The sequence below is a fragment of the Nocardioides antri genome, assembly GCF_008373765.1.
Classification (GTDB): domain Bacteria; phylum Actinomycetota; class Actinomycetes; order Propionibacteriales; family Nocardioidaceae; genus Nocardioides; species Nocardioides antri.
In genome coordinates this window covers 760,650-786,377 of sequence record NZ_VUJW01000003.1, presented here as the reverse complement: position 1 = coordinate 786,377, position 25,728 = coordinate 760,650, and the positions used below count along the sequence as shown (strand labels likewise).

The window sequence follows — 25,728 nt, the reverse complement described above, 5'->3', positions numbered from 1 at the left end:
CCGCGCCGCTCCTGTAACTACGTGTTATGGCCACTACCCGGGTGGCAGACCACCCTGGTAGATGCCATAACACTTAGTTACAGCACGCCTCGGCGCCGAGCGCCCCGCCCCGCCCGCCCCGACCCCGCTCACCCCGCCGTCGACCGGCGTACGACGAGCTCCGGCTCGAGCACCACGTCCCGGACCTTCGCGGCCGGGTCGGCGATGACCTCGAGCAGGGTGTCCGCGGCGACGTTGCCCAGCTGCTCACGGGGCTGGCGGACCGAGCTGAGCGGGATCGCTGCCGAGGCGGCGAAGTCGATGTCGTCGTAGCCGATGATCGCGACGTCGTCGGGCACCCGCACACCGGCGAGGGTGAGCGCCTGCAGCACGCCGAGCGCGATCAGGTCGTTCGCGGCGAAGATGGCATCGGGCCGGGCCCGCTTGCCCAGGGCGAGGAGCTGCTCGGCCGCCTGGCGGCCGGCGACGGCGTCCATCATCGGTGTCTCGACGAACGTCAGCCGGGTCCCGGGCGACGCATCGACGACGTCCTGGGCGCCGCGGAGACGGTGCTTGACCTGGTTCAGCCCCTTGGGACCGCCGACGAAGGCGATCCGGCGGCGGCCGCAGTCGACCAGGTGCTGCGCGGCGATCCGGCCCCCGAGCTTGTCGTCGACGGCGATCGACGAGAACTCCCGGGTCCCGGTGCGACGGTCGACGACGACGACCGCCGTGCCGCGCTCGCGGAGCCGACGGAGGCGCGGCAGTACCTGACCCACCGGCGTGATCAGCAGCCCGCTCACGCGCTGCTCCTCGAAAAGGTCGAGGTACGTCGACTCGCGCCGTGCGTCCTGGCCCGAGTTGCCGAGGATGAGCGGCCGCCCGTGCTCGCTGAGCCGGTCCTCGACGCCCTGCGCCACGTCGGTGAAGAACGGGTTGCGGACGTCGAGCACGATCATCCCGACGGCGTGGTTGGTGCCGGCCCGCAGCTGCCGCGCGGCGTCGTTGCGCACGAAGCCGAGGTCCCCGATCACCGCGAGGACGTGCTCGCGCGTCGCGGGCAGGACCTTCTCCGGCCGGTTGAGGACGTTGGACACCGTGCCGAGCGAGACGCCGGCGGCGGCCGCGACGTCCTTGACCGACACGCGTCGGCCGTTCGGTTCGATGCCCACTCTTCTCCTCCTGGATGTGCGCTCAGACTAGGTCCAGCCGCCACGCTCGTGGCGATTGATTCGTTTCAATAAAGTTTCGCCGGAGGGTTGACGCGCGTGACGGCGGTCACCTAACGTCATCCGAACCGTAGTTGAAACCTTTCAACGACGAAAGTCAAGGATTCCATGTCTGCCAGAACCGAAGCCGGCGCCGCATCGCCGACGCTCGAGCTGCGCGACGTCGCGAAGTCGTTCGGCGCCGTCGCCGCTCTGCGCTCGGGGACGCTCGAGGTGAGCCCGGGTTCGATCCACGCGCTCGTGGGTGAGAACGGTGCCGGCAAGTCCACGCTGGTGAAGATCGTCGCCGGCGTTCACCGCCGCGACGCGGGCACCTTCCGCCTGCTCGGCACTGACGTCGACTTCGGATCGACCGCCGAGTCCAAGGCGGCCGGCGTCGCGGTCATCTACCAGGAGCCGACGCTCTTCCCCGACCTCTCTGTCGCCGAGAACATCTTCATGGGCCGCCACCCGCTGCGGGCCGGCCGCCGGATCGACCGGCCGCAGATGTACGCCGAGTCCGAGGCTCTCTTCAGTCGGCTCGGGGTGCACATCGATCCCCGCCGCCCGGCGCGCGGCCTCTCCATCGCCGACCAGCAGATCATCGAGATCGCCAAGGCCATCTCGCTCGACGCCGCGCTGCTCGTCATGGACGAGCCGACCGCCGCGCTCAGCGGGGTCGAGGTCGACCGCCTCTTCGCCGTCGCCCGCAGCCTGCGCGACGAGGGCCGGGCCCTGGTCTTCATCTCCCACCGCTTCGACGAGGTCTTCGCCCTCTGCGACATGGTCACCGTGATGCGCGACGGTCAGTACGTCTCCACCGACGCGGTCGCCGAGACCTCCGTCGAGCAGATCGTCGCCCGGATGGTCGGCCGCGAGGTCGCCGAGCTCTTCCCGAAGGTGCCGGCCGAGGTCGGTGACGTGGTGCTCGAGGTCGAGGGCCTCAACCGCGCCGGGGTCTTCCACGACGTGAGCTTCCAGGTCAGGGCCGGCGAGATCGTCGCCCTCGCGGGCCTGGTCGGCGCCGGCCGCAGCGAGATCGCGCGCGCCGTATTCGGCGTCGACCGGTACGACGCCGGCCGTGTGGCCCTCGCCGGTCGCCCCCTCCCGCAGCGGCGGCCCCGCGCCGCGATCGCGGCGGGCATGGCGTTCGTCCCCGAGGACCGCCGTCAGCAGGGCCTGGTCATCGAGGGCACGATCGCGCGCAACGTCGCTTCCGTGATCCGCACCCGGCTGGACCGGTTCGGTCTGCTCACCGCCCGTGCGGAGAACAAGGCAGCCGGTCCCTGGGCCGGTCGGCTCGAGGTCAAGACGAGCGCCCTCGACATGCGTGCCGCCACCATGTCGGGCGGCAACCAGCAGAAGGTCGTGCTCGCGAAGTGGCTCGCCACCGAGCCGAAGCTGCTCATCATCGACGAGCCCACCCGCGGCATCGACGTCGGCACGAAGGCCGAGGTCCACCGGCTGCTGTCGGACCTCGCCGGCCGCGGCCTGGCGATCCTCATGATCTCGTCCGAGCTGCCGGAGGTGCTCGGCATGGCCGACCGCGTCCTCGTCGTCCACGAGGGGCGGATCGCCGCCGAGCTGGACCGCGACCAGGCCACCCCCGAGTCCGTGATGCATGCCGCGACCGGCAGCGTCACGCCGCTGTCCCAGGAGGTGACGGCATGACCGTCGCGACCGGTGCCCCCCCGCCGCTGCCGGACGACGCGATCGAGCTGGCCCCCAGCGCGCTGTCGCCGGCGCAACGGGTCCTCGGCGGGGTACTCCGCTCCCGCGAGCTCGCCGTCGGCCTCGTGCTCCTCGCGCTCGTCGCGGTGACGGCCACCCAGAGCTCCAGCTTCGTGTTCGGCTCGGACGGCTGGCGGTCGCTGCTGGTCAACCCCAGCATCCTGATCCTGCTGGCGGTCGGCCAGACGGTCGTGATCGTCACCCGCAACGTCGACCTCTCGGTGGGGTCGACGCTCGGGCTCACGGCGTACCTCACCGGTCGGCTCTTCGTCGACACCGGTCTGCCGACCCCGCTCGTCATCGTCGTCGCGGTGCTCGCCGGGGCCGGCCTCGGCTTCGTCAACGGGATCCTGGTGACCTTCGGCCGGGTGCCGTCCCTCGTGATCACGCTCGGCACCCTCTACATCTACCGCGGCGTCTTCCTCTCCTGGGCCGGCAGCGACCGGATCAACGCCGGCGACATCCCCGACGGGTTCTCGTCTCTCGGCACGGAGCAGGTGCTCACGGTGCCCGTCCTCACGGTCGTGGCGCTCGTCGTGATGGGGGTCGTCGGCTACCTGATGCACACGTCCCGTAGCGGCCGGGAGCTCTACGCGATCGGGTCCGACCCGGATGCCGCCCACCTCTACGGCCTGCCCGTCGCTCGCCGGGTGCTCGTCGCGTTCGTCGCGTCCGGGGCCCTCGCCGGACTCGCCGGCGTCTTCTACGTCGCGCGCTACGGCACGGTGAGCTCCAACGCCGGCTTCGGCATCGAGCTGCAGGCCGTCGGCGCCGCGGTCATCGGCGGGGTCGCCATCTTCGGCGGCAGCGGCACCGTGTGGGGCGCCGCCATCGGAGCGACGCTGCTGGTGACCATCAACAGCGCACTGCCCGTGCTCGGCATCGACGACTTCTGGCAGCGCGCCGTCGTCGGCGCACTGATCCTCGCCGCGGTCGCCCTCGACCGGGTGCTCGCCCTCCGGCAGGAGCGCCGGCTGGTGGCGGCACGCGATCTCGACCTCGGGCCACCACCACCGCAGGCCGAGAAGCCGTCCACCTCCGCATCGTCCGGGAGCGCATCATGAGCACCACGACCACGACCACGTCCGCGCAGACGCCTGCGCCGGTGCGGACCTATCGCTCCTACGCCCGTCCGCTGTGGATGCGCTCCCTGATGACGCACGAGGCGGCCGTCATCGCGCTGCTCATCGCGGTGTTCGCCTGGGCCAACGGCAACGTCGCGAACTTCGACGGACCGCTCACGCTCTACTACCTCTTCCTCGACACCGCGCCGATCCTCCTGATCGCGCTCCCGATGACCCTGGTGATCGTGACCGGCGAGATCGACCTCTCGGTCGCCAGCATCGTGGGTGTCAGTGCGGCGCTGACCGGCGTCTTCCACGTCGACGCCGGCCTCTCGCTGCCGGTCGCCGCGACCCTCGCGGTCGGGGTGGGGATCGTCGCCGGTGCTCTCAACGGGTTCCTGGTGGCGTACGTCGGACTCCCGTCGCTCGCCGTCACGATCGGCACGCTCGCGCTGTTCCGCGGGATCGCGGTGGGCCTGCTCGGCGACAGCTCGATCACGGACTTCCCCGACAAGTGGACCGACCTGGCCAAGGAGCGCCTCGTCGAGGAGAGCGCCTACCCGATGATCCTCCTCCCGATCGCGGTGCTGGCCGTCGTGTTCGTGCTGCTCCTGCACTTCACCGGCTTCGGCCGCGGGATCTACGAGATCGGCCTCAACGACGAGGCCGCCCGGTTCACGGGCGTCAACGTGGAGCGCACCAAGTTCATGCTGTTCGTGCTCTCCGGCGCGGTCTCGGCCTTCGCCGGCGTCTACTACGCGCTCCGCTACGGCAGCGTCCGCGGCGACTCGGCGTACGGGCTGGAGCTCCAGGTCATCGCAGCCGTCCTCCTCGGCGGCGTCTCGATCTTCGGCGGCCGCGGCGCGCTCCACGGCGTCCTCGCCGGCGTGCTGCTCATCGGAGTCATCTCGAGCGCGATGCGGCTCGAGGGCGAGACCGTCAACAAGATCAACATCGTGATCGGAGTGCTCCTCGTGCTCTCCGTCATCTCCACCAGCTTCCTCTCCTGGGCCTCGGGCCTGCGCTCAGGGAGGAGATGGCCGTGGGCATCGCGCTCAAGGCCTGACCGCGCTGCCCGGCAGCCGCAGTCCTGATCATTCAACGAAAGGTAACCAGGACGATGATGTTCCGAAGCCGACGCGTGGCCACCCTTGCCGCCGTCACCCTTGTCGCCGGACTCAGCCTCACCGCGTGTGGGGGCGACGACGGTGACAGTGGCAGCGGTGGGGGCGACAGCTCCATCACCATGCTGCCGAAGAACCTCGGCAACCCGTACTTCGACACCAGCACCGCCGGAGCGGAGAAGGCGGCCGAGGAGCTCGACGCCGAGGTCGAGGAGGTCGGGCCCGACACCGCGAGCCCCGAGGCCCAGGTGCCCTTCATCAACACCGCCGCCCAGCAGGGCGTCGGCGGCCTGATCGTGTCGGCCAACGACCCCGAGGCGATCTGCGACGCGCTCACCGAGGCGATGGACGCCGGCGTCTCCGTGGTGACCTTCGACTCCGACACCAACCCCGAGTGCCGCGACCTGTTCATCAACCAGGCCACCGCCGAGGGCATCGCCAAGGTCCAGGTCGACCTGATCGCCGAGCAGATCGGCGGGTCCGGTGAGGTCGCCGTCCTGTCGGCGGCGGCGAACGCCACCAACCAGAACGCCTGGATCGAGATGATGGAGGCGGAGCTCGAGACGAGCTACCCCGACATCGAGCTCGTCGACATCGTCTACGGCGACGACGACGACCAGAAGTCCTTCGACCAGACCGCTGCGCTCCTGCAGGCACACCCCGACCTCAAGGGCATCATCTCGCCCACCACCGTCGGCATCGCCGCAGCTGCCCGCTACCTGTCGGACTCCGAGCACAAGGGCAAGGTCGCGCTGACCGGTCTCGGCACCCCGAACCAGATGCGTGAGTACGTCGAGAACGGCACCGTCGAGGCGTTCGCGCTCTGGAACCCCGAGGACCTCGGCTACCTCGCGATGTACGCCACCAAGGCCCTGGTGGACGGTGACATCGAGGGCGAGGAGGGCGACACCTTCGAGGCCGGCGACCTCGGCGAGTACACGGTGGGCGCGGACGGCGAGGTCCTCCTCGGCGACCCGTACGTCTTCAACAAGGACAACATCGGCGACTTCGACTTCTGAGCCACCCGCTCTGGTCGAAGCGTCCTCACCCCCGCAGGAACAGGGAGGCGGCACCACCATGCCCCGCTACTGCTTCACCCTCCAGGTCCGACCGGACCTGATCGACGAGTACGTCGAGCGTCACCGCGCCGTCTGGCCGGAGATGCTCGCCGCACTCGCCGAGACCGGGTGGCGCGACTACTCCCTGTTCCTGCGGGAGGACGGGCTGCTCGTGGGCTACGTCGAGTCCGACGACCTCACGGCAGCCCGGGCAGCCATGGCCCGCACCGAGGTGAACGCCCGGTGGCAGGCCGAGATGGCGCCGTACTTCACCTGGCCCGACAGCTCCGACGGCCGGGCCCCCGACGAGGGGTTCGTCGTCCTCCGCGAGGTGTTCAACCTCGCTGAGCAACTCCGCAAGCTGGAAGAAAGCAACAGACCATGACTAGTCAGAGCGGCTTCGCCGCCATCGCCGACCGGCTCGAGGGCCAGGCGATCGAGCTGCCCTCGTGGGCGTTCGGCAACTCCGGCACCCGCTTCAAGGTCTTCGGCACCGCAGGGACCCCGCGCAGCGTCAAGGAGAAGATCGCCGATGCCGCGACCGTCCACCGGTTCACCGGGCTCGCGCCGAGCGTCGCGCTCCACATCCCGTGGGACAAGGTCGACGACTACGCCGCACTGTCGGCGTACGCCGAGGACCACGGCGTCCGGCTCGGGACGATCAACTCCAACACCTTCCAGGACGACGACTACAAGTTCGGCGCGCTGACCCACGTCGACGCGAAGATCCGGCAGAAGGCGATCGACCACCACCTCGAGTGCCTCGACATCATGGACGCGACCGGGTCCCGCGACCTGAAGATCTGGCTGGCCGACGGCAGCAACTACCCCGGCCAGGCCGATCTCCGGGGCCGCCAGGACCGGCTCGCGGAGTCGCTCGCGACGATCTACGAGCGGCTCGGCGCGGACCAGCGCCTGGTGCTCGAGTACAAGTTCTTCGAGCCGGCGTTCTACCACACCGACGTGCCCGACTGGGGTACGGCGTACGCCCAGGTCACGGCCCTCGGCGACCGTGCGGTGGTCTGCCTCGACACCGGCCACCACGCGCCCGGGACCAACATCGAGTTCATCGTCATGCAGCTGCTGCGGCTCGGGAAGCTCGGCTCGTTCGACTTCAACTCCCGCTTCTACGCCGACGACGACCTCATCGTGGGCGCGGCCGACCCGTTCCAGCTGTTCCGGATCCTCTTCGAGGTCATCCGGGGCGGCGGCTACGGCCCCGACAGCGAGGTCGCCTTCATGCTCGACCAGTGCCACAACGTCGAGGAGAAGATCCCCGGCCAGATCCGGTCCGTCCTCAACGTGCAGGAGATGACGGCGCGCGCGCTGCTCGTCGACAGTGACGCGCTCGAGGCCGCCCAGGAGTCCGGGGACGTGCTCGGCGCCCACCAGGTGCTGATGGACGCGTTCTACACCGACGTCCGCGGGGACCTCGCCGAGTGGCGCGCGTCGCGCGGCCTGCCTGCAGACCCGATGCGCGCCTATGCCGAGTCCGGCTACCAGGCCGAGATCGAGGCCACCCGCGTCGGCGGCACCCAGCTGTCCTGGACCTGACCCCAGTGAAGGAAGAAATGACCAACCCCGCAGCGGCCGCGCTGATCGCCCGGTCCAACCGCCTCGGCGCCGACCCCAAGAACACCAACTACGCGGGCGGCAACACCTCGGCCAAGGGCACCGAGACCGACCCGGTCACCGGAGAGCCCGTCGAGCTGCTCTGGGTCAAGGGCTCCGGCGGCGACCTCGGCACCCTGACCGAGTCCGGCCTCGCGGTGCTCCGCCTCGACCGGATGCGCAGCCTCGTCGACGTCTACCCGGGCATCGACCGCGAGGACGAGATGGTCGCGGCGTTCGACTACTGCCTTCATGGCAAGGGCGGCGCCGCTCCCTCGATCGACACCGCCATGCACGGTCTCGTCGACGCCGCGCACGTCGACCACCTCCACCCCGACTCGGGCATCGCGATCGCGACGGCCGCCGACGGTGAGGCGCTCACGAAGGAGATCTTCGGCGACCGCGTCGTGTGGGTGCCGTGGCGCCGTCCAGGCTTCCAGCTCGGCCTCGACATCGCGGAGATCAAGGCCCAGAACCCGCAGGCGATCGGGTGCATCCTCGGTGGCCACGGCATCACCGCCTGGGGCGAGACCAGCGACGAGGCCGAGGCTCACTCGCTGACGATCATCGACACCGCGGCCGACTACATCGCCGCGAACTCCAAGGCGGAGCCGTTCGGTCCCGCCCTCGAGGGGTACGCCGCGCTCCCGCCCGACGAGCGTCGCGCGAGGGCCGCCGCCCTCGCGCCAACGATCCGCGGCCTCGCGAGCGCCGACCGGCCGATGGTCGGCCACTTCACCGACTCCGAGGAGGTCCTGGACTTCCTGGCCCGTGCCGAGCACCCCCGGCTGGCCGCGCTCGGCACGTCCTGCCCGGACCACTTCCTGCGCACCAAGGTCAAGCCGCTCGTGCTCGACCTGCCGGCCACCGCTTCGGTCGAGGAGTCGGTCGCGCGCCTCCAGGAGCTCGCGATGACCTACCGCGAGGACTACCAGGCCTACTACGACCGGCACGCGACGCCGGACTCGCCGGCCATCCGCGGCAAGGACCCGCTGATCGTCCTCGTGCCGGGCGTCGGCATGTTCAGCTTCGGCAAGGACAAGCAGACCGCCCGCGTCGCCGGGGAGTTCTACGTCAACGCGATCAACGTCATGCGCGGCGCCGAGGGGCTGTCGTCGTACCAGCCGATCGACGAGGCGGAGAAGTTCCGCATCGAGTACTGGGCGCTGGAGGAGGCGAAGCTCCAGCGGATGCCGAAGCCCAAGCCGCTCGCCACCCGGGTCGCCCTCGTGACCGGCGCGGCGTCCGGCATCGGCAAGGCCACGGCCGCCAAGCTCGCGGTCGAGGGCGCCTGCGTCGTCATCGCCGACCTGTCGCTGGCGAACGCCGAGGCCGCAGCGGCGGAGATCGGCGGCCCCGACGTCGCCGTCGGCGTGCAGGTCGACGTCAGCGACGCCGAGGCCGTCCAGGCAGCGGTGGACGCCGCGGTGCTGGCGTTCGGCGGGGTCGACCTGGTCGTCAACAACGCCGGGCTCTCCCTCTCGCGCTCGCTGCTCGACACGACCGAGCAGGACTGGGACCTCCAGCACGACGTGATGGCGAAGGGCTCGTTCCTGGTCGCCAAGGCCGCGGCGAAGGTGATGATCGAGCAGGGGATGGGCGGTGACATCGTCTACATCTCCAGCAAGAACTCCATCTTCGCCGGCCCCAACAACGTGGCGTACGGCGCCGCCAAGGCCGACCAGGCCCATCAGGTCCGGCTGCTGGCCGCCGAGCTCGGCGAGCACGGCATCAAGGTCAACGGCGTCAACCCCGACGGCGTCGTGCAGGGCTCCGGGATCTTCGCGAGCGGCTGGGGCGCCAACCGCGCCGCGGTCTACGGAGTCGAGGAGGAGGACCTCGGCAAGTTCTACGCCCAGCGGACGATCCTCAAGCAGGAGGTCCTGCCCGAGCACATCGCCAACGCCGTGTTCGTGCTGTGCAGCCCCGAGCTCACCCACACCACGGGCCTGCACATCCCGGTCGACGCCGGGGTGGCGGCCGCGTTCCTGCGATGAGCGAGGCTGTCACGCGGGTCGCCGCGGTCGACCTCGGGGCCACCTCGGGCCGGGTCATGTCCGGGCGCATCACGCGCGACCGGGTGGAGATCAACGAGCTGCACCGCTTCCGCAACGGAGCGGTGCGCGCCCGCGGCTCCCTGCTCTGGGACGTGCTCGGCATCTACCGGGAGACGCTCACCGGCATCGGTAAGGTCGCCGGCACCGGTCCGCTGCACGGGATCGGGATCGACTCGTGGGCGATCGACTACGGCCTCGTGGACCGGGACGGCGAGCTGCTCGGCTCGACGTACTCCCACCGCGACGCCCGCACCGACGGCGTCGCCGAGAAGGTCGTCGCCGAGATCGGCGCTGCCGAGCTCTACGCCACCACCGGCATCCAGCAGCTGCCGTTCAACACGCTGTACCAGCTCGTCGCGGCGCGCGGCTCCGCCGCGCTCGAGGCGGCGGACACGCTGCTGCTCCTGCCCGACCTGCTGGGGTTCTGGCTGACAGGTGCGGCCGGGGCGGAGCGCACCAACGCCTCCACCACCCAGCTGTACGACGTGCGCACCGGCGAGTGGGCCGTCGACCTCTGCCGCCGGCTCGGGATCCCGTGGTCGATCCTCCCCCCGCTGCGGGACCCCGGATCGGTCGTCGGGCCACTGCTGCCCGACGTCGCCCGCGACCTGGGCGTCGGCGCGGAAGTCCCCGTGGTCGCCGTCGGCTCCCACGACACCGCGTCCGCCGTCGTCGGCGTACCCGCCGAGACCGATCGGTTCGCCTACATCTCCTCGGGCACCTGGTCGCTCGTCGGCCTCGAGCTGGACCGGCCGGTGCTCACCGAGGAGGCGCGGCTCGCCGACTTCACCAACGAGCTCGGCGTCGACGGGACCACCCGGTTCCTCAAGAACGTGATGGGCCTCTGGGTGCTCTCGGAGTCGCTCCGCTCCTGGAGCGAGCGCCGCTACCAGGACGTCGAGCTGCGGTCCCTGGTCGCCGCCGCCGCCGAGTTCGAGCCGTTGCGCACCGTGGTCGACATCAGCGACCCCCGCCTGCTCGCGCCGAGCACCGCCGCCGACCCGATGCCCGAACGGGTCGCCGGCCTGGCCGCCGAGGCGGGGGAGCCGGTCCCGGTCTCGCCGGTGGCGATCGCTCGATGCATCGTCGACAGCCTTGCCGTCGCCTACCGCCGGTACGTCCGCACGGCAGCCGAGCTCGCCGGTAGGACGCTCGACGTTGTCCACGTCGTCGGTGGCGGCTCGCAGAACGAGGTGCTCTGCCAGCTCACCGCCGACGCGTGCGAGCTTCCCGTGGTCGCGGGCCCGGTCGAGGCGGCGGCGCTCGGCAACGTCCTGGTGCAGGGCCGTGCGCTCGGCGCCGACCTCCCAGACCTCGCCGCGATGCGCGCGATGGTGCGCCGCTCCTCCACCATCCGCCGCTACGAGCCCACCGCCGGCCTCGACTGGGCCGCCGCGGAGTCCCGCGTCTTCTGATCCACGGTCCCCCAACCCCTCCCTCGGAAGGCCGCCAGCATGAACGAACCACACTCCGCCACCCGCCTCAACCGACGCTCCCTCTTCGGTGCGGCAGCGGCCACGGTCGGCGCCGCGGCACTGGTCAGCGCCGCCGGCACCCCACCGGCCTCCGGCGCCGCGGTCGGCACCGGCGGCCTCCCGGCCGACCTGGCGAGGGCCTTCCGCAAGCCCGGCCCGGCGTCCGCGGCCGGCTTCCGCTGGTGGTGGCCCCACGGCCTTGTCGACCCGGTGGAGATCGCCCGCGAGGTCGACCAGGTGGCGGACGCCGGCTTCGGCGTCCTCGAGGTCGCCGTCGTGACCCACAGTCTGCGAGCCCGGGGCATCGAGATCGACGTCGCGAAGCACGGATGGGGAGGCCCGTCCTGGGTGCAGGGTGTGAAGGCCGCCCTGGGACGGGCCGCCGAGCGCGGTGTCCGCGTCGACATCACGGTCGGTCCGTCATGGCCGGCAGCGGTGCCGACCATCACCCCCGAGGACGACGCTGCCTGCAACGAGCTCGCGTACGGCCGTGCCGACGTCGCAGCCGGCGCGACGTACGACGCCGAGCTCCCCGCCCCCACCGGCGAGGCGCACAGCACGCGCGTCGAGCTGGTCACCGTCCAGGCCCACCGCGTCACCGCCGCCTCGTCGTCGATCACGACGATCGACCCGGAGTCGTACGTCGACCTGGCCGGCAGCGTGTCCGGCACCCGTCTCACCTGGACGGCGCCGGCCGAGCCGGCCGGTGGCACCTGGGTGGTCCTCGCGACCTGGCGCCGCGGGTCCGGTCAGGAGCCGGAGGCGGGTCCGCACACGAACCCGCGTTCCTACGTCGTCGACCACTTCAGTGAGGCCGGCACCCAGGCGGTCGTCGACCTGTGGGAGGACCGGGTGCTCGACGGCGAGATGCGTGCGCGGCTCCGCGCAGCCGGGGGCTATCTCTTCGAGGACTCGCTGGAGATCGAGACCGAGGCGACCATCTGGACTCCGCGGATGCTCGAGGAGTTCGAGGCGCGCGCCGGCTACGACCTTCGGCCGTGGCTGCCCGTGGTGCTGGAGGTGAACGAGGCCTACCGGTTCGCCCTCGGCACGCCCGGAGCGCTGGCGACCACCGACGCGCTGCGGACCAACCAGGTGCGGGACGACTTCAACCAGGTGCTCTCCGACCTCTACCGCGACTACCACCTCCGGCCGCTGCAGGAGTTCGCCCGGTCCCTCGGGATGGGTCTGCGGGTTCAGGCCTACGGCCTGGAGACCGACAGCACCGAGCACGCGGCGATCCTGGACATCGCCGAGACGGAGTCGCTCGGCTTCAAGAACCTCGACGACTACCGCGTCATGGCCGGCGGTCGCGACATCGCGGGCAAGAAGATCCTCTCGTGCGAGGCGATCTGCTACAACGGCGCCGCCTACAACACGACGTGGGGCGCCAACACCATCAGCCCCACCGCTCAGAACCAGGCGCTGTTCACGCTCAACAGCATCTTCGCGGCCGGGGTCAACCAGGCGATCATCCACGGCTTCCCGTATGCACAGGCGCCCGACGTCACCTGGCCCGGATTTGCGGCGTTCTCCCCGTACTACAACGGCGCCGTCGGGTTCGGTGAGGCGTGGGGACCCCGCACACCCCAGTGGGAGCACGTGCCGGGCATCTCCGCATACCTCGCCCGCACCCAGCTGGTGCTGCAGACGGGCACACCCCGGCACGACATCGTGTTCCTTCGCCAGAAGAGCGGCGCGTCGACCGGCATCGGTCCGTTCTGGGTCACCAACGACGGCACGAAGCTCGGCTGGTCCCACTCGTTCATCACCTCCTCGCTCCTCACCCGCGACGACGTCACCTTCCGCGACGGGCGGCTCGCGCCGGACGGCCCGGCCTACAAGGTGCTGGTGATCGGACCGGACAAGATCCGCAGCCGGGAGGTGACCATCGCCCTCGACGCCGCGCGCAAGGTTCTCGAGCTCGGGCGGGCCGGGCTGCCGGTCATCCTTGTCAACGACGCGGGCAGGGATTGGGCGAGGGACGCCACCCCGATCGGCCGGACCGACGCCGCTGCGGTCGCCGAGGTGCGCGAGCTGATGGCCGAGATCGCCGCGCTGCCGACCACCCGGAGTGTCTCCGAGGCCGGTGTCGGTGGAGCGCTGGCCGCGCTGGGCATCACCCGCGACGTCGAGCACACCGACTCCACCGTCATGCACGTGCGCCGGGTCGTGGGCGACACGGACCTCTACTACCTCGCCAACGCCCGCCACGCGGAGAACCGCCGGCTCAACCGGGTCACCCAGGACGTCTGGCTGACGGCCACCGACCGGTCCGCGGTGCCGTGGCTGCTGGACGCTTGGACCGGCGGCATCTCACGGGTCGCGGCATTCGAGCGCAACGGCGACCGGGTGCGCGTGCGGGTCGACCTCGTGCCGGGACAGTCGACGGTCGTCGTGCTCGCCGCTCCGGGCGACGAACCGACCCGCTCGGTGCTGCCGGGCGCGGGCCAGGAGTTCGTCCTCCACGGGGTCCGCCCGGCGCTGCGGACGACCACGGCGGGCACCCACCAGGTCACCTGGCCGGGTGGCAAGACGGCCAAGGTCCGGGTGGACCGGGTCCGGGAGCCGCAGACGCCGACGGCGTGGACGCTGGAGGTCGAGGACTGGCGCCCGGCCGACCCCGCCGACCCGAAGAACCTCGCCACCACCAAGGAGACGCGCCACGCCGACCTGCCCGCCCTGCAAGCGTGGTCGAAGGTGGCCGGCTTCGAGGACGTCTCGGGCATCGGGCGCTACCGCACGACGATCGACCTCGGCACCGACTGGACCGAGGACGACGGAGCCGTGCTGGAGCTCGGCGAGGTCAACGACACGTTCGTGGTGCGGGTCAACGGCGAGGAGCTCCCGCCCTGCGACCCGCTCGACGCGACGGTCGACCTCGGCCACCGGCTGGTGCCGGGGCTCAACGAGATCGAGGTCGAGGTCGCGTCCACCCTCCTCAACCGGCTCCGGGTGGTGACGCCGTCCGTCTACGGCGTCGCGAGCCGGCAGAGCTACGGCCTCACCGGGCCGGTGCGGCTGGTCCCGTACGTCGACAAGGTGGTGCCTTCCTGACGTCGACGGCAACGGCATGATCGGGAGGGGCCTGCGGGGTCCCGCGAGCGAGGGAAGGAGGTCGGCAGCGTGCGAGTCGCCCTGATGGTCACGTGCGTGAACGACGCGATGTTCCCGGGCACGGGCGCGGCCGTCGTACGCCTGCTGCGGCGGCTCGGTGTCGACGTCGACTTCCCGCAGGCCCAGACCTGCTGCGCCCAGCCGATGGTGAACACCGGTTACCTCGACGAGGCGGTGCCGGTGGTGCGGACCTTCGTCGACGCGTTCGAGGGGTACGACGCGATCGTGACGCCGTCCGGGTCCTGCGCCGGCTCGGTGCGGCACCAGCACCGGCTGGTCGCCCAGCGGTCCGGTGATGCCGGGTTGGCGAGTGCGGTCGCGACGACGTCGCCGCGGGTGCACGAGCTGAGCGAGTTCCTGGTCGACGTCCTCGGCGTGACCGACGTCGGTGCGTACTTCCCGCACCGGGTGACCTACCACCCCACCTGCCACTCGCTCCGCATGCTGGGAGTCGGCGACCGGCCCCGCCGGCTCCTCGAGGCCGTGCGCGGCCTGCGCCTGGTCGACCTCCCGCACGCCGAGGAGTGCTGCGGCTTCGGCGGGACCTTCGCCGTCAAGAACGCCGACACGTCGGTGGCGATGGGGTCCGACAAGGCCCGGCACGTGCGGGACACCGGAGCCGAGATCCTGGTCGCCGGCGACAACTCGTGCCTGATGCACGTCGGCGGTCTCCTCACCCGCGGCCGTTCCGGGGTGCGGGTGATGCACCTCGCCGAGGTTCTGGCCGCGACCGAGGACGACCCCGGAGGGGTCCGATGACGCACACCTTCGTCGGGATGCCACCGTTCCCCACGGCCGCTCGGGAGGCGTTGGCGGACACCCAGCTGCGGCACAACCTGGTCCACGCCACCGCCACCATCCGCGGCAAGCGGGCGGGGGTCGTCGCCGAGGTGGAGAACTGGGAGGAGCTGCGGCTGGCGGGAGCCGCGGTCAAGGACCGGGCGCTGCGCGGTCTCGACGAGCGGCTCGTGCAGCTCGAGGAGTCGTTGACCGCTCGGGGTGCGGTGGTGCACTGGGCGCGCGATGCCGCGGAGGCCAACCGGGTCGTCGTCGACGTGGCCCGCCGCCACGGCGTCGACGAGGTCGTGAAGGTCAAGTCGATGGTCACCCAGGAGATCGGCCTCAACGAGGCGCTCCAGGCCGCGGGGATCGCGGCGTGGGAGACCGACCTGGCCGAGCTGATCGTCCAGCTCGGCGGCGACCTGCCCAGCCACATCCTGGTGCCGGCGATCCACCGCAACCGTGCGGAGATCCGCGACATCTTCCGCCGCCGGATGGCCGAAGCCGGCCGGCCCGCGCCGGCCGACCTGAGCGACGACCCGGCCGCGCTTGCCGCGGCGGCCCGCGCGCACCTGCGGGAGAAGTTCCTCCGCGCCCGGATGGCCGTCTCGGGCGCGAACTTCGCCGTCGCCGACACGGGGACCCTCGTCGTCGTCGAGTCCGAGGGCAACGGCCGCATGTGCCTGACCCTCCCCGACGTGCTGGTGAGCGTGGTCGGCATCGAGAAGGTGGTCCCGACCTGGGCGGAGCTCGACCCGCTGCTGCGGCTCCTGCCGCGCTCGTCGACGGGCGAGCGCATGAACCCCTACACGTCTACCTGGAGCGGCGTCACGCCCGGCGACGGCCCGCAGGAGGTCCACGTCGTGCTCCTCGACAACGGTCGGACCCGCGCCCTCGCCGATGACGTCGGCCGCCAGGCGCTGCGCTGCATCCGCTGCTCGGCGTGCCTCAACGTGTGCCCGGTCTACGAGCGGGTCGGCGGGCACGCCTACGGCTCGGTCTACCCCGGCCCGATCGGCGCGATCCTCAACCCGCTCCTGAAGGGCACGGGCGACCCGCAGACGGACTCGCTGCCCTACGCGTCCTCGCTCTGCGGCGCCTGCTTCGAGGCCTGCCCGGTCCGGATCGACATCCCCGAGGTGCTGGTGCACCTGCGGTCGAAGGTCGTCGACGGCCACCGCGAGGACCGGGTGCCCAAGCCCGAGGCGATCGCCATGAGGTCGGCCGCCTGGACGCTGTCCCGCGGTCCGCGGCTCGGGTTCGCTGAGCGCCTCACCGGGACCGGCCTCGGCGTGGCGCGCCGCTTCGGGGCGGCGCGCTGGACGTCCGCCCGGGACCTGCCGGCCGCGCCGCGGGAGTCGTTCCGCGCGTGGTGGCGACGCACCGACGGGCGATTGGATGACTCCGGTGGTTGAGGTGCGACGAGCGCAGCGAGGAGCCTCGAAACCCGCGCGGGACGAGATCCTCGGCCGGGTGCGCAGCGCCCTGGCCGGCGTCGAGCCCGACCGTGAGCCGGTGGCCGCGCCGCCCGGCGTCCGCGCGGCCGACCTGGTCGCGCGCTTCGCCGAGCGGGTCGCCGACTACCGGGCGACCGTCGTGCACCGCGCGCCCGGGGATGTCGCCGTGAGCGTGGCGGCCGCGCTCCCGAGCGGCGCCCGCGTCGTCGTACCACCGGGGCTGCCGGACGACCTCCGCGCAGCCGTGGCCGGTGCCGTCGTGGACGACGGGCTGTCCGCTGCCGAGCTCGACGAGATCGATGCGGTCGTCACCTGTTGCCGGGTCGCGATCGCCGAGACGGGCACCATCGTGCTCGACCACGCGCCCGACCAGGGCCGCCGCGCGGTCACGCTCGTGCCTGACCGCCACGTCTGCGTGGTCCGCGCCCACCAGGTGGTCGCCGACGTCCCCGACGCGGTCGCCGTCCTCGACCCGGAGCGGCCGCTCACGTGGATCAGCGGTCCCAGCGCGACGAGCGACATCGAGCTCGACCGCGTCGAGGGCGTGCACGGACCCCGGGTCCTCCACGTGATCGTGGTGGAGGAGACGGGCTGAGGTGATCGACCTGCGTCGGAGGCACGAGTGCGAGACGCCCGGCTGGCAGCCGAGCGAGCTCGACGTCGAGATCCTGCGGCTGCTGTCCCGAGGCCTCACCACCGATGCGATCGCCCGCCGCGTGGGGGTCTCGGAGCGCACCGTCCGTCGCCGGCTGCGCGCGACTGCCGACGAGATCGGCGTGGAGTCGTCGATCGAGGCCGTCGTGCACGCCGTGCGGATCGGCCTGATCTGACGGTTGCGGCCGGAGACCGGCAGCCCACCGGACCGCCACCGGACGGATCGGCTGGCTGGAGTGCCGAGAGAGTGTCGCCGGCTCCTCACATCCGGCTACTGGCCATGACACCTGGACAGTGGCCCGAGCGTGCAACTACCTCGGCGGTCTTGTCACTGCCAGGGTGGTCGACCACCCGGACAGTGGCCACAACACCCGCGCAGTCCTCCGTGATCACGAGAACGTCGGGTCTCGTTCGTGCCTAGCCGTGCGTATGTGGAACGAACTCGAGGTAGTGCACCTCTGTGACCGGGCGGGCAGCGAACGCGAAGGCGCGCTGCCAGGGCGTCCACTGCGACTTGATCACGCGGGCGGCGTGTGTCCGGTCGGCGACGGTCTCGAGGATGCGGCCGCGGGCTGCTATCGGGTCGCCGAGCGGCTTGCCGGTCGCGCTGCACGGTGCGATCAGTGCCCGGGGATCACGCCGAAGCCGCTTGGCCTTGTAGGCGTTCACCTCGGTCCAGACGAACAGGCGCTCGCCGTCGCGGGCGAACCAGACCGGCGCCGGCACCGGGCTGCCGTCACGCTTGTAGGTGACGAGCAGGCAATGGTGATGTCCGGTCAGCGCGTTGAAGTCGGTGTGTCGGACCGGACGGTCGATGACGGTGTGGGCGCTGTCGTCCATCGTTGCCACCATCGGTCGCTTGGCGAGAGTGACGAGCCGGCGCGAGAGCCGGGCTCGCGTCTGCCTTCTCGGATCTTTCGGTGGCTGGTGGGGGTGGGTGTCCTCGGTCTGCGGGGTCATCGTTCCTCCTGGATAGACTGGTCGGTCTATGAGACCAGGAGATGAACTGATCGGTCTACTGGAGGTGATCATGGCGACATCGGGGCCTGAGTGCGGACCGCGCGACCGCCTGCTGCTCAGTGCCGTCACGCTGGTCCGTCGTCAAGGCGTGGCAGGCACCGGTCTAGCTGAGCTCCTCGAGCGGAGCCGGACAGCGCGGGGCTCCGTCTACCAGCACTTCCCCGGAGGCAAGGAAGAACTGGTAGCGGCGTCCACTCGCCTTGCCGGGGACGCGGTGGCTCAACGCATCCGCGCAGAGGCACACCACATCGACCCGGTCGAGATCGTCAGGGCCGTCGTCGACACTGCGATCCGCGACCTCGTCGACCACGGCTTCGAGTTCGGCTGCCCGATCGCTGCGGCTGCGAGCTCCGGTCCCGACCACGCCGAAGCCGTGGCGGCGGCCGCCGACTCGTTCGCCGCCTGGGTGAGCGGGCTCCGCGACGGGTTCGCCAGCGGGGGAATGGACCGATCTGTCGCCGAGGCGTTCGCGAGCGTCGTCGTCAGTGCTGTCGAGGGTGCAATCCTGCAGGCGAGGGCGTCGCGCTCGCTGGACCCGCTGCTCCACGTGGCCGAACAGCTGAGCGACCTCGCCCGAACACGGCCAAGGGCTACGGATTGACGTTGGAGCAGTTGAAGACTCGGCTCGGTCCGCTGCCACCCCGAGTGCGCTGATGGCGAGTGAAGGCGGGGGCGGCGCCGTGGGCGAGCTCGCGTCGCATCTGGCAGGCGACCTCCAGCCGGATCGCACTGGCCGGATCCGGCCAAACCCTTGTGACGGGCGTCACCGGCTTCCTACCGTGGACGATGAATCGTTTCACAACCCAGGGAGCTCTCCTCATGCTCGGTGCCCGTCGTCGTACTCCGCTCGTCGTCGCGCTCCTGGTGCTCGGCGCGCTCCTGGTGGCGGTCGGGCCGTCGGCAGCCCGGTCCGCAGCGCCGAGCGCGCTGCCGTCGGGCCTGACGGTGGAGCAGCGCACCACGCCGTCGGACATCGCCGACCTGACCGCCCCGATCCTGGGCTGGCGCGTGCCGTCGGCCCGGCAGTCGGCGTACCAGGTCCAGGTCGCCACCTCGCGAGCGGCACTGGCCTCCGGCAACCTGGTCTGGGACTCCCGCAAGGTGACGTCGCCGGCGAGCACGAACGTCCCGTACGCCGGCCCGGCGCTCGCGCCGGGGGAGGGCTACGAGTGGCGGGTGCGCACCTGGAGCGGCGACGGCCGGGTCTCGCCGTGGTCCCTCCCCGCCCACTTCGGTACGGCGCTCGGCGGCGACTGGGGCGACAGCCGGCCGATCTGGCTCGGCGCCCCGGCCGCGCTCGGGTGGCGCGGGTACTCGCTCGAGGCGACCTTCTCGATCACCACGCAGAACGCGACGATCGTCTTCAACGCCCAGGACGCCGACAACTACCTGATGTGGCAGCTCCGCGGCGACGGGGTCAACCAGCTCGCGCCGCACCAGCGGGTCAACGGCACGTTCACTCAGCTCAAGAGCGTCCCGCTCGGGGTGAGCCTGCAGCGCGGCACCGACTACCGGATCCGGATCGAGGTGACCGGCTCGACCGTGCGCACCTACCTCGACGGCAGCCTGGTCGACACCACCGAGGGTGTCCGCTTCACCAGCGGCAGCATCGGCTTCCGCACCGGCGGCAGCGAGCGCAGCACCTGGGACGACCTCAGCGTGACCGGCGCCGACGGCACGGTCCTCTACGACAACGACTTCGAGTCGCCGAGCAGCGACTTCCCCTGCGGGACGGTCTCCGGCGGCCGGCTCGCGATCGGCACCGGCCAGAACTGCGTGTACGGCGTCGGCAGCACCGACTGGGCGTTCCTGCGCGGCAAGTTCGAGACCGCGCCCGGCAAGGAGGTCGCGTGGGCGACCGCCTTCGCCACCGGGTCCTCCCCCGAGCCCGGCCGGCAGTACGTCTACAAGCTCTGGCTCAACGGCCGGTTCGTCGGCCTCGGTCCGACCCGGTCGATCAGCACCGAGACCCGCTACGACGGCTTCGACGTCACCGACCTGGTCCGTGAGGGCGGTGCGAACGCCCTCGGCGCTCTCGCCTGGACCACCCGCGACAAGCGGTTCCAGGCACAGGTCGTCGTGGAGTACGTCGACGGCAGCCGCCAGACGTTCGGCACCGGCGAGGGCTGGACCACGATGCCCGGCAGCTCCGTCTTCCCGTCGGCAGGCTCGATCGGCACCAGCTACTTCACCGCGCCGAAGGAGAACCTCCAGGCGGCGGCGTACCCCCTCGGCTTCGACACGCCGGGCTTCGACGACAGCGCCTGGCAGCCGGCCGCGCCGAAGGCGGCGTACGACGCCCTCGTGGCGACGCCGACCGACAAGGTGGCCCAGCGACTCGAGCTCCCCGTCGAGGTGGTCGAGAAGGCGCCCGGGCACTACTTCGTGGACTACGGCCGGACCTGGGTGGGCGGCGTCAGTCTCGACCTGGAGGGGACCGCCGGTCAGGTGGTCGACCTGCGGTTCGGCGAGGAGCTGTCCTCACCCCAGACGGTGCGTTACGCGATGCGCACCGGCAACAACTACCAGGACAAGTGGACGCTGGTGGACGGGCCGCAGCACCTGGAGACGTGGGGCATGCGGGTCTTCCGCTACCTCGAGGTGATCGGCGCCCCGCCCGGGCTGACCGCCGCCGACTTCCCGGCGCTCGCGCAGGTCTATCCGTTCGACACCAGCGGCGCCGTGTTCAGCTCGTCCGACGACGCGCTCAACCAGGTCTGGGAGCTGTCGCGCAACACCGTGGAGGCGACCAACCACAACCTCTACGTCGACTCGTGGACCCGCGAGCGCGAGCCGTACGAGGCCGACAGCTACCTGCAGATGATGGCCAACTTCTTCACGTCGTCGGACCCGACGCTCGGCAACTACTCGATCGACTACCTGCTGACCCGCCGCACCTGGCCGACCGAGTGGCCGATGTACACGATCCTGGCGATGCACGACAGCTTCCAGCAGACCGGTGACGTGGCCCAGCTCGAGCGGAGCTACGACCAGCTGGTGCAGAAGCTGCCCAGCGAGTGGGTCGAGCAGGAGACCGGCCTGATCCGCAAGGACTTCCGCTCCAACGGCTGCAACAGCCAGACCGACTGCGACATCGTCGACTGGCCGTCCTCCGAGCGCGACGGCTACGTCTTCCGGCCCTACAACACCGTCATCAACGCGATCGGCTACCGCAGCTTCATGGACATGGCCGCGATTGCCGAGGCCCTCGGGAAGGACGCGGACGCCGCGTCGTTCCGGGCCACCGGCGACCGGCTCCGTGACGCCATCAACCAGCGGCTGTGGGACGACACAAAGGGTGCCTACCGCGACGGGCTCAACGCCGACCGCACTCCCGTGGACCACTGGGCGGTGCACGCCAGCGTCTTCGCCAGCGCGTTCGGGGTGCCGGACGCCGACCGAGCCGCGCGCGCTGCGGACTACGTCGGCTCGCGCGGCATGCAGTGCAGCGTCTACTGCGCGGCGTTCCTCATCGAGTCGCTCTACAACGGCGACCGCTCGGACCTGGCCTACCAGCTGTTGACCAGCACCGGGACGCGCAGCTGGCTGAACATGATCAACGACGGCGCCGGCGCGACCGGCGAGGCCTGGGACGCGTCGCTGAAGTCGAACATGACCTACTCCCACCCGTGGGCGGCGTCGCCGGCGTACCACGTCCCGCAGGGGATGTTCGGCATCCGTCCCACGACACCGGGCTACGGCACGTTCGCCGTACGGCCGCAGCCGCAGTCGGTCGACTGGGCGAGCGTGACGCTGCCGACGCTGAAGGGCGGGATCGGCGCGGCGTTCCACACCGTCGACGGCCGCACCGACGTCGGCGTCTCCGTGCCCGGCAACACCGTCGCCTCGGTGCACGTCCCGGCGGGCGAGACCGCCGCGGAGGTCGTGTACGTCGACGGCCGGGCGACCCCGGCGGTGCGGGAGCGCGGCTACCTGCGCGTCGACGGTGTGCCCAGCGGCTGCCACGTCCTCAGCACCACCGCGGGCGGCGGGCCGAAGGACGACGCCCGGCTGACCTCGATCTGCCACTGACCCACTCACCACCGACTCGGAGGAACTTGTGAGCACCCCACCACTGCGCCGACTCCGGCGCACCGCCCTCGCCCTGGCGACGGCGGTCGCCGTCGCCCTCCCCGTGGTCAACCTGTCGCCGACCGCGACGGCCGCCCGCGGCACCGCGCCGTCGGCGCCCACGCGGCTGACCGTCGACGACCAGGCCCGTCCGATGAACACCGACGAGACGCCCCGCTTCGGCTGGCTGCCGCAGGACCGCGACCGCGGCGAGGTGCAGACGGCCTACAAGGTGCAGGTGCGCGACGACGCGGGCCGGGTGGTGTGGGACAGCGACCGGGTCGCGTCCTCCCAGCAGTCCTACGTCGAGTACGACGGCCCGCCCCTCGCTCCCGGAAGCCTCTACACCTGGCGCGTCCGGACGTGGGACAAGGACCGTCTGGTCTCGCCGTGGTCGGCCTACGCGACCTTCGAGACCGGCCTCGGTGACGACGACTGGGGCGACGCGGCGTGGATCCGCCGGCCGCCCGGCAACCCCGACTTCTCGGCCCTGAGCGTCGTCGACGGCCGCGGCCGGGTGAGCGGCGGCAACGTGACGCTCGCGAAGACCGGCAAGGACTGGACCGACTACGTCCTCACCCTCGAAGTCACGCCGGTCAGCCGTGCAGCGGCGGTCGTCTTCCGTGCGCCCGACAACAGCTTCGGCTACATGTGGCAGCTGCACGCCAACGACAACGCGCTGAAGACCCACCGGATGGTGGCCGGCGCGTTCCCGACCGACGCGCGGCGTACCGTCCCGATGGTCATCGACACCGGGGTGACCTACGAGGTCGCCATCCGGGTCGAGGGACAGACCTTCCAGACCAGCATCAACGGGCAGGTGGTCGACACCTGGACCGACCCGTCCCCGACCGGCTCCCGCGCAGGCACCATCGGCTTCCGCCAGGCCAGCGGCGAGGTCGCCGACTACGACGACATCCGGGTGACGTCGCTCGACGGCTCCACCGTGCTGTTCGAGGAGGACTTCTCCGACGGCACCGACCAGTGGTCCCGCGGCACCACCACCCGCGAGGCGGACGAGTACACGCTCGCCCGCACCGCGGTCGACGTGCCCGCCGGCGACATCGTCCGCGCACGCAGCTACCTCGCCGCCAGCCACACGGCGGAGCTCTACCTCGACGGCGAGCGGGCCGACCGGATGACCAACTACGGCTACCCCGGCGAGGGCTACTACCAGGCCACCGACGTGACCGACCTGGTCACGGCGGGCGAGCCGCTGGCGGTCGCGGCGATGCTGCACTGGTTCAGCGGCGGTCAGGGCCGGGCAGCCGGCGAGCCCGGCCTGCTGGCGCGGATCGTGGTGGAGTACGCCGACGGCCGCGAGTTCACCGTCGTCAGCGACGGTTCCTGGAAGGTGCGGCGCGGGCCGTACGTCCTCGTCGGCACGCGCAACGGCGAGGGGCTCTACGTCGAGCACCTCGACGGCACCGCGGTGCAGCAGATCGGAGCCTGGCGGCAGGAGGAGTACGACGACGCCGGGTGGTCCGACGCGGTCGTGGTCGGGCAGCACCCGGTCGCCCCGTTCACCCACCTGGAGGGCCAGGAGACCCGGCTGGTCGAGAAGGTCGTCCACCCCGAGCGGATCCTGGTCGCCGACGACGGCACGCCGGTCGCCGACTTCGGCACCGTGATCCCGGCCCGGCCGGGCGTCCACTTCGACGACGGGCAGGCCGGCCGGGTGATCACGATCCGGGCCAGCTACGGCCTCGCCGCCGACGGGCGCGCGTCGACCGCCACGGTCGACACCCAGGGCACCAACATGTCCTTCCCCTACACGCAGGCGGCGGGGGAGCAGGAGTACCAGGCCTTCGGCCACCTGGGCTTCCGCTACCTCGAGATCCCCGGTGCCGGTGAGGAGATCACCGTCGACGACGTGACCGCCACCGTCGTGCACAGTGCCTATCCCGAGGACGGGGCAGCGACGTTCGAGAGCTCCGACGAGACCCTCGACGCCGTGTGGGACCTCATGGACCGGTCGCTCGTGTACTCCGTCCAGGAGACGTTCGTCGACACCCCGACCCGGGAGCAGGGCCAGTTCCTGCACGACACCGTCAACATCTCCTATGGGCTGATGGCCACCGAGCACGACCGGGTGGCCACCCGGCAGGCGATCCGCGAGTTCGTGCTCAGCCAGGAGCGCTACTGGAGGACGGGCAACGACGTCGGGCGCTACAACGCGGTCTACCCCAACGGCGACGGCAAGCGCGACATCCCCGACTTCACCGAGGTCGTGCCGGACTGGATCTGGCGCTATTACCTGGAGACCGGTGACCGCGAGCTGCTCGCGGGCGTCTACGACAACCTCGCCGCGACGGCCGACTACATCCGGCGGCACATCCCCTCGTCCGGCCCGACCCGGGGCCTGGTGACCCAGCTGACCGGCGGCAGCGGCGCCTACCAGTACGGCATCGTCGATTGGCCGATGCACGGACGCTTCGGCTACGACATGACGGCCACCGCGCGGACCACCGTCAACGCGCTCGGCGTCGACGTGCTTCGCAAGGTGGCGCTCGTCGCCGAGGCGCTCGGCCGGCCCGCCGCCGAGGTCGCGTCGTACGACGCCGACGCGGATGCCCTCACCGAGCGGATGAACGCGACCCTGCGCCGCCCCGACGGCACCTACGTCGACGGCCTCCGGGCCGACGGCTCGCAGAGCCCGCACGCCGGGCAGCACGCGACGTCGTACGCCGTGGCGTTCGGGATCGCCCCGGAGTCGGACCTGCCGGCCCTGGGTGAGCACCTCGCCGGGATGGGCATGAAGCAGGGCCCGATGACCGCGCACTTCCTGCTCGATGCCCTCGAGCGGGCGGGTGCCGACGAAGGCCTGCTCGACCTGCTCACCAACGAGGACGACTACGGCTGGGCGGGCTGGCTCGCCGACGGCGGGACGTTCACGCCGGAGGCGTGGGAGCTCAGCGGCTCCGCGAACAGCGCGTCCCACGGCTGGGGCTCGCAGGCGGTGGTCGACGTGCTCGACTCGGTGCTCGGCATCGACGTCACCGCTCCGGGAGCCGCCGAGGTCACCATCTCGGTGCCGGACACCGGCCTCACCCACGCCTCGGGCTCCCGGATGACGCAGCGCGGCCGGGTGTCCTCGGAGTGGACGGTGGACGGCGACGACGTGAGCCTCACCGTCGAGGTGCCGGTCAACGTCACGGCGGTCGTCGAGGTCCCGTCCGCGGACGGCGTCACGCGTCACCGCGTCGGCTCCGGGACCTGGTCGTTCGAAGGCGTCATGGCGCCGTAGAGCGCGTTCGCCACCAGCGAAACGTCGGGAGGAAGGGACCCGGCAGCCGCGGAGTTGAGCCTCTATCACTCAACT

General features: G+C 71.4%; 18 protein-coding genes. 16 read left to right on the top strand and 2 right to left on the bottom strand.

What is annotated here, in order from left to right; genetic code table 11:
• Nucleotides 1–128: 128 nt before the first annotated feature.
• Complete coding sequence (locus F0U47_RS09950) at nt 129–1,151, bottom strand: LacI family DNA-binding transcriptional regulator (RefSeq protein ID WP_246159545.1); 1,023 nt, start codon at nt 1,149–1,151, stop codon at nt 129–131.
• Nucleotides 1,152–1,316: 165 nt separating this feature from the next.
• Between F0U47_RS09950 and F0U47_RS09945 the strand changes: the two genes are divergently transcribed.
• The 13 genes from F0U47_RS09945 (at nt 1,317) to F0U47_RS09885 (ending at nt 17,491) form a co-directional block, all read left to right on the top strand.
• Nucleotides 1,317–2,858, top strand: coding sequence for a sugar ABC transporter ATP-binding protein (locus F0U47_RS09945; RefSeq protein ID WP_149750137.1), 1,542 nt, complete (start codon nt 1,317–1,319; stop codon nt 2,856–2,858).
• Complete coding sequence (locus F0U47_RS09940; RefSeq protein ID WP_149750135.1) at nt 2,855–3,982, top strand: ABC transporter permease; 1,128 nt, start codon at nt 2,855–2,857, stop codon at nt 3,980–3,982. Before F0U47_RS09945 ends, F0U47_RS09940 begins: the two co-directional genes overlap by 4 nt.
• A complete protein-coding gene (locus F0U47_RS09935) occupies nt 3,979–5,076 on the top strand; it encodes an ABC transporter permease (protein ID WP_149750133.1) in 1,098 nt (365 codons plus the stop codon). The genes F0U47_RS09940 and F0U47_RS09935 overlap by 4 nt, the downstream gene beginning before the upstream one ends.
• A gap of 47 nt (nt 5,077–5,123) precedes the next feature.
• Entirely contained in the window at nt 5,124–6,125 is a 1,002-nt protein-coding gene (gene rhaS, locus F0U47_RS09930) for a rhamnose ABC transporter substrate-binding protein (RefSeq protein WP_246159544.1), read from the top strand.
• Nucleotides 6,126–6,183: 58 nt separating this feature from the next.
• Nucleotides 6,184–6,549, top strand: coding sequence for an L-rhamnose mutarotase (locus tag F0U47_RS09925; RefSeq protein WP_149750132.1), 366 nt, complete (start codon nt 6,184–6,186; stop codon nt 6,547–6,549).
• Nucleotides 6,546–7,718, top strand: a complete 1,173-nt coding sequence (gene rhaI / locus F0U47_RS09920) for an L-rhamnose isomerase (protein WP_149750130.1) — start codon at nt 6,546–6,548, stop codon at nt 7,716–7,718. The genes F0U47_RS09925 and rhaI overlap by 4 nt, the downstream gene beginning before the upstream one ends.
• 17 nt (nt 7,719–7,735) lie before the next feature.
• The gene (locus F0U47_RS09915) at nt 7,736–9,772 is read left to right on the top strand and encodes a bifunctional aldolase/short-chain dehydrogenase (RefSeq protein WP_149750128.1); all 2,037 of its coding nucleotides are present in this window, start codon (nt 7,736–7,738) and stop codon (nt 9,770–9,772) included.
• Nucleotides 9,769–11,247, top strand: a complete 1,479-nt coding sequence (locus F0U47_RS09910; RefSeq protein ID WP_149750126.1) for a rhamnulokinase — start codon at nt 9,769–9,771, stop codon at nt 11,245–11,247. Before F0U47_RS09915 ends, F0U47_RS09910 begins: the two co-directional genes overlap by 4 nt.
• A 39-nt stretch (nt 11,248–11,286) precedes the next feature.
• Entirely contained in the window at nt 11,287–14,364 is a 3,078-nt protein-coding gene (locus tag F0U47_RS09905) for a glycosyl hydrolase (protein ID WP_149750124.1), read from the top strand.
• An 84-nt stretch (nt 14,365–14,448) separates the two neighbouring features.
• Nucleotides 14,449–15,183 (top strand): (Fe-S)-binding protein, encoded by a 735-nt coding sequence (locus tag F0U47_RS09900; protein ID WP_149750577.1) that lies wholly within the window; start codon nt 14,449–14,451, stop codon nt 15,181–15,183.
• Nucleotides 15,180–16,619: a lactate utilization protein B gene (locus tag F0U47_RS09895; protein WP_149750122.1), complete on the top strand. Its 1,440-nt coding sequence runs from the start codon at nt 15,180–15,182 to the stop codon at nt 16,617–16,619. The genes F0U47_RS09900 and F0U47_RS09895 overlap by 4 nt, the downstream gene beginning before the upstream one ends.
• A complete protein-coding gene (locus F0U47_RS09890) occupies nt 16,603–17,256 on the top strand; it encodes a LutC/YkgG family protein (protein WP_149750120.1) in 654 nt (217 codons plus the stop codon). The genes F0U47_RS09895 and F0U47_RS09890 overlap by 17 nt, the downstream gene beginning before the upstream one ends.
• Before the next feature lies 1 nt (nt 17,257).
• On the top strand, nt 17,258–17,491 hold the full coding sequence (locus F0U47_RS09885; RefSeq protein WP_223162710.1) for a helix-turn-helix domain-containing protein: 234 nt from the start codon (nt 17,258–17,260) through the stop codon (nt 17,489–17,491).
• 241 nt (nt 17,492–17,732) lie between these two features.
• Here F0U47_RS09885 and F0U47_RS09880 read toward each other — a convergent pair whose 3' ends face one another.
• Nucleotides 17,733–18,275, bottom strand: coding sequence for a PPOX class F420-dependent oxidoreductase (locus F0U47_RS09880; RefSeq protein WP_149750119.1), 543 nt, complete (start codon nt 18,273–18,275; stop codon nt 17,733–17,735).
• Between the two features lie 28 nt (nt 18,276–18,303).
• Here F0U47_RS09880 and F0U47_RS09875 point away from each other — a divergent pair, with 28 nt between their 5' ends.
• From F0U47_RS09875 to F0U47_RS09865, 3 genes are all read left to right on the top strand, one after another.
• Nucleotides 18,304–18,936: a TetR/AcrR family transcriptional regulator gene (locus F0U47_RS09875; RefSeq protein WP_149750117.1), complete on the top strand. Its 633-nt coding sequence runs from the start codon at nt 18,304–18,306 to the stop codon at nt 18,934–18,936.
• 185 nt (nt 18,937–19,121) lie between these two features.
• The gene (locus F0U47_RS09870; RefSeq protein ID WP_223162709.1) at nt 19,122–22,367 is read left to right on the top strand and encodes a family 78 glycoside hydrolase catalytic domain; all 3,246 of its coding nucleotides are present in this window, start codon (nt 19,122–19,124) and stop codon (nt 22,365–22,367) included.
• Between the two features lie 28 nt (nt 22,368–22,395).
• Nucleotides 22,396–25,653: a family 78 glycoside hydrolase catalytic domain gene (locus F0U47_RS09865; RefSeq protein WP_149750115.1), complete on the top strand. Its 3,258-nt coding sequence runs from the start codon at nt 22,396–22,398 to the stop codon at nt 25,651–25,653.
• Nucleotides 25,654–25,728: the final 75 nt, after the last annotated feature.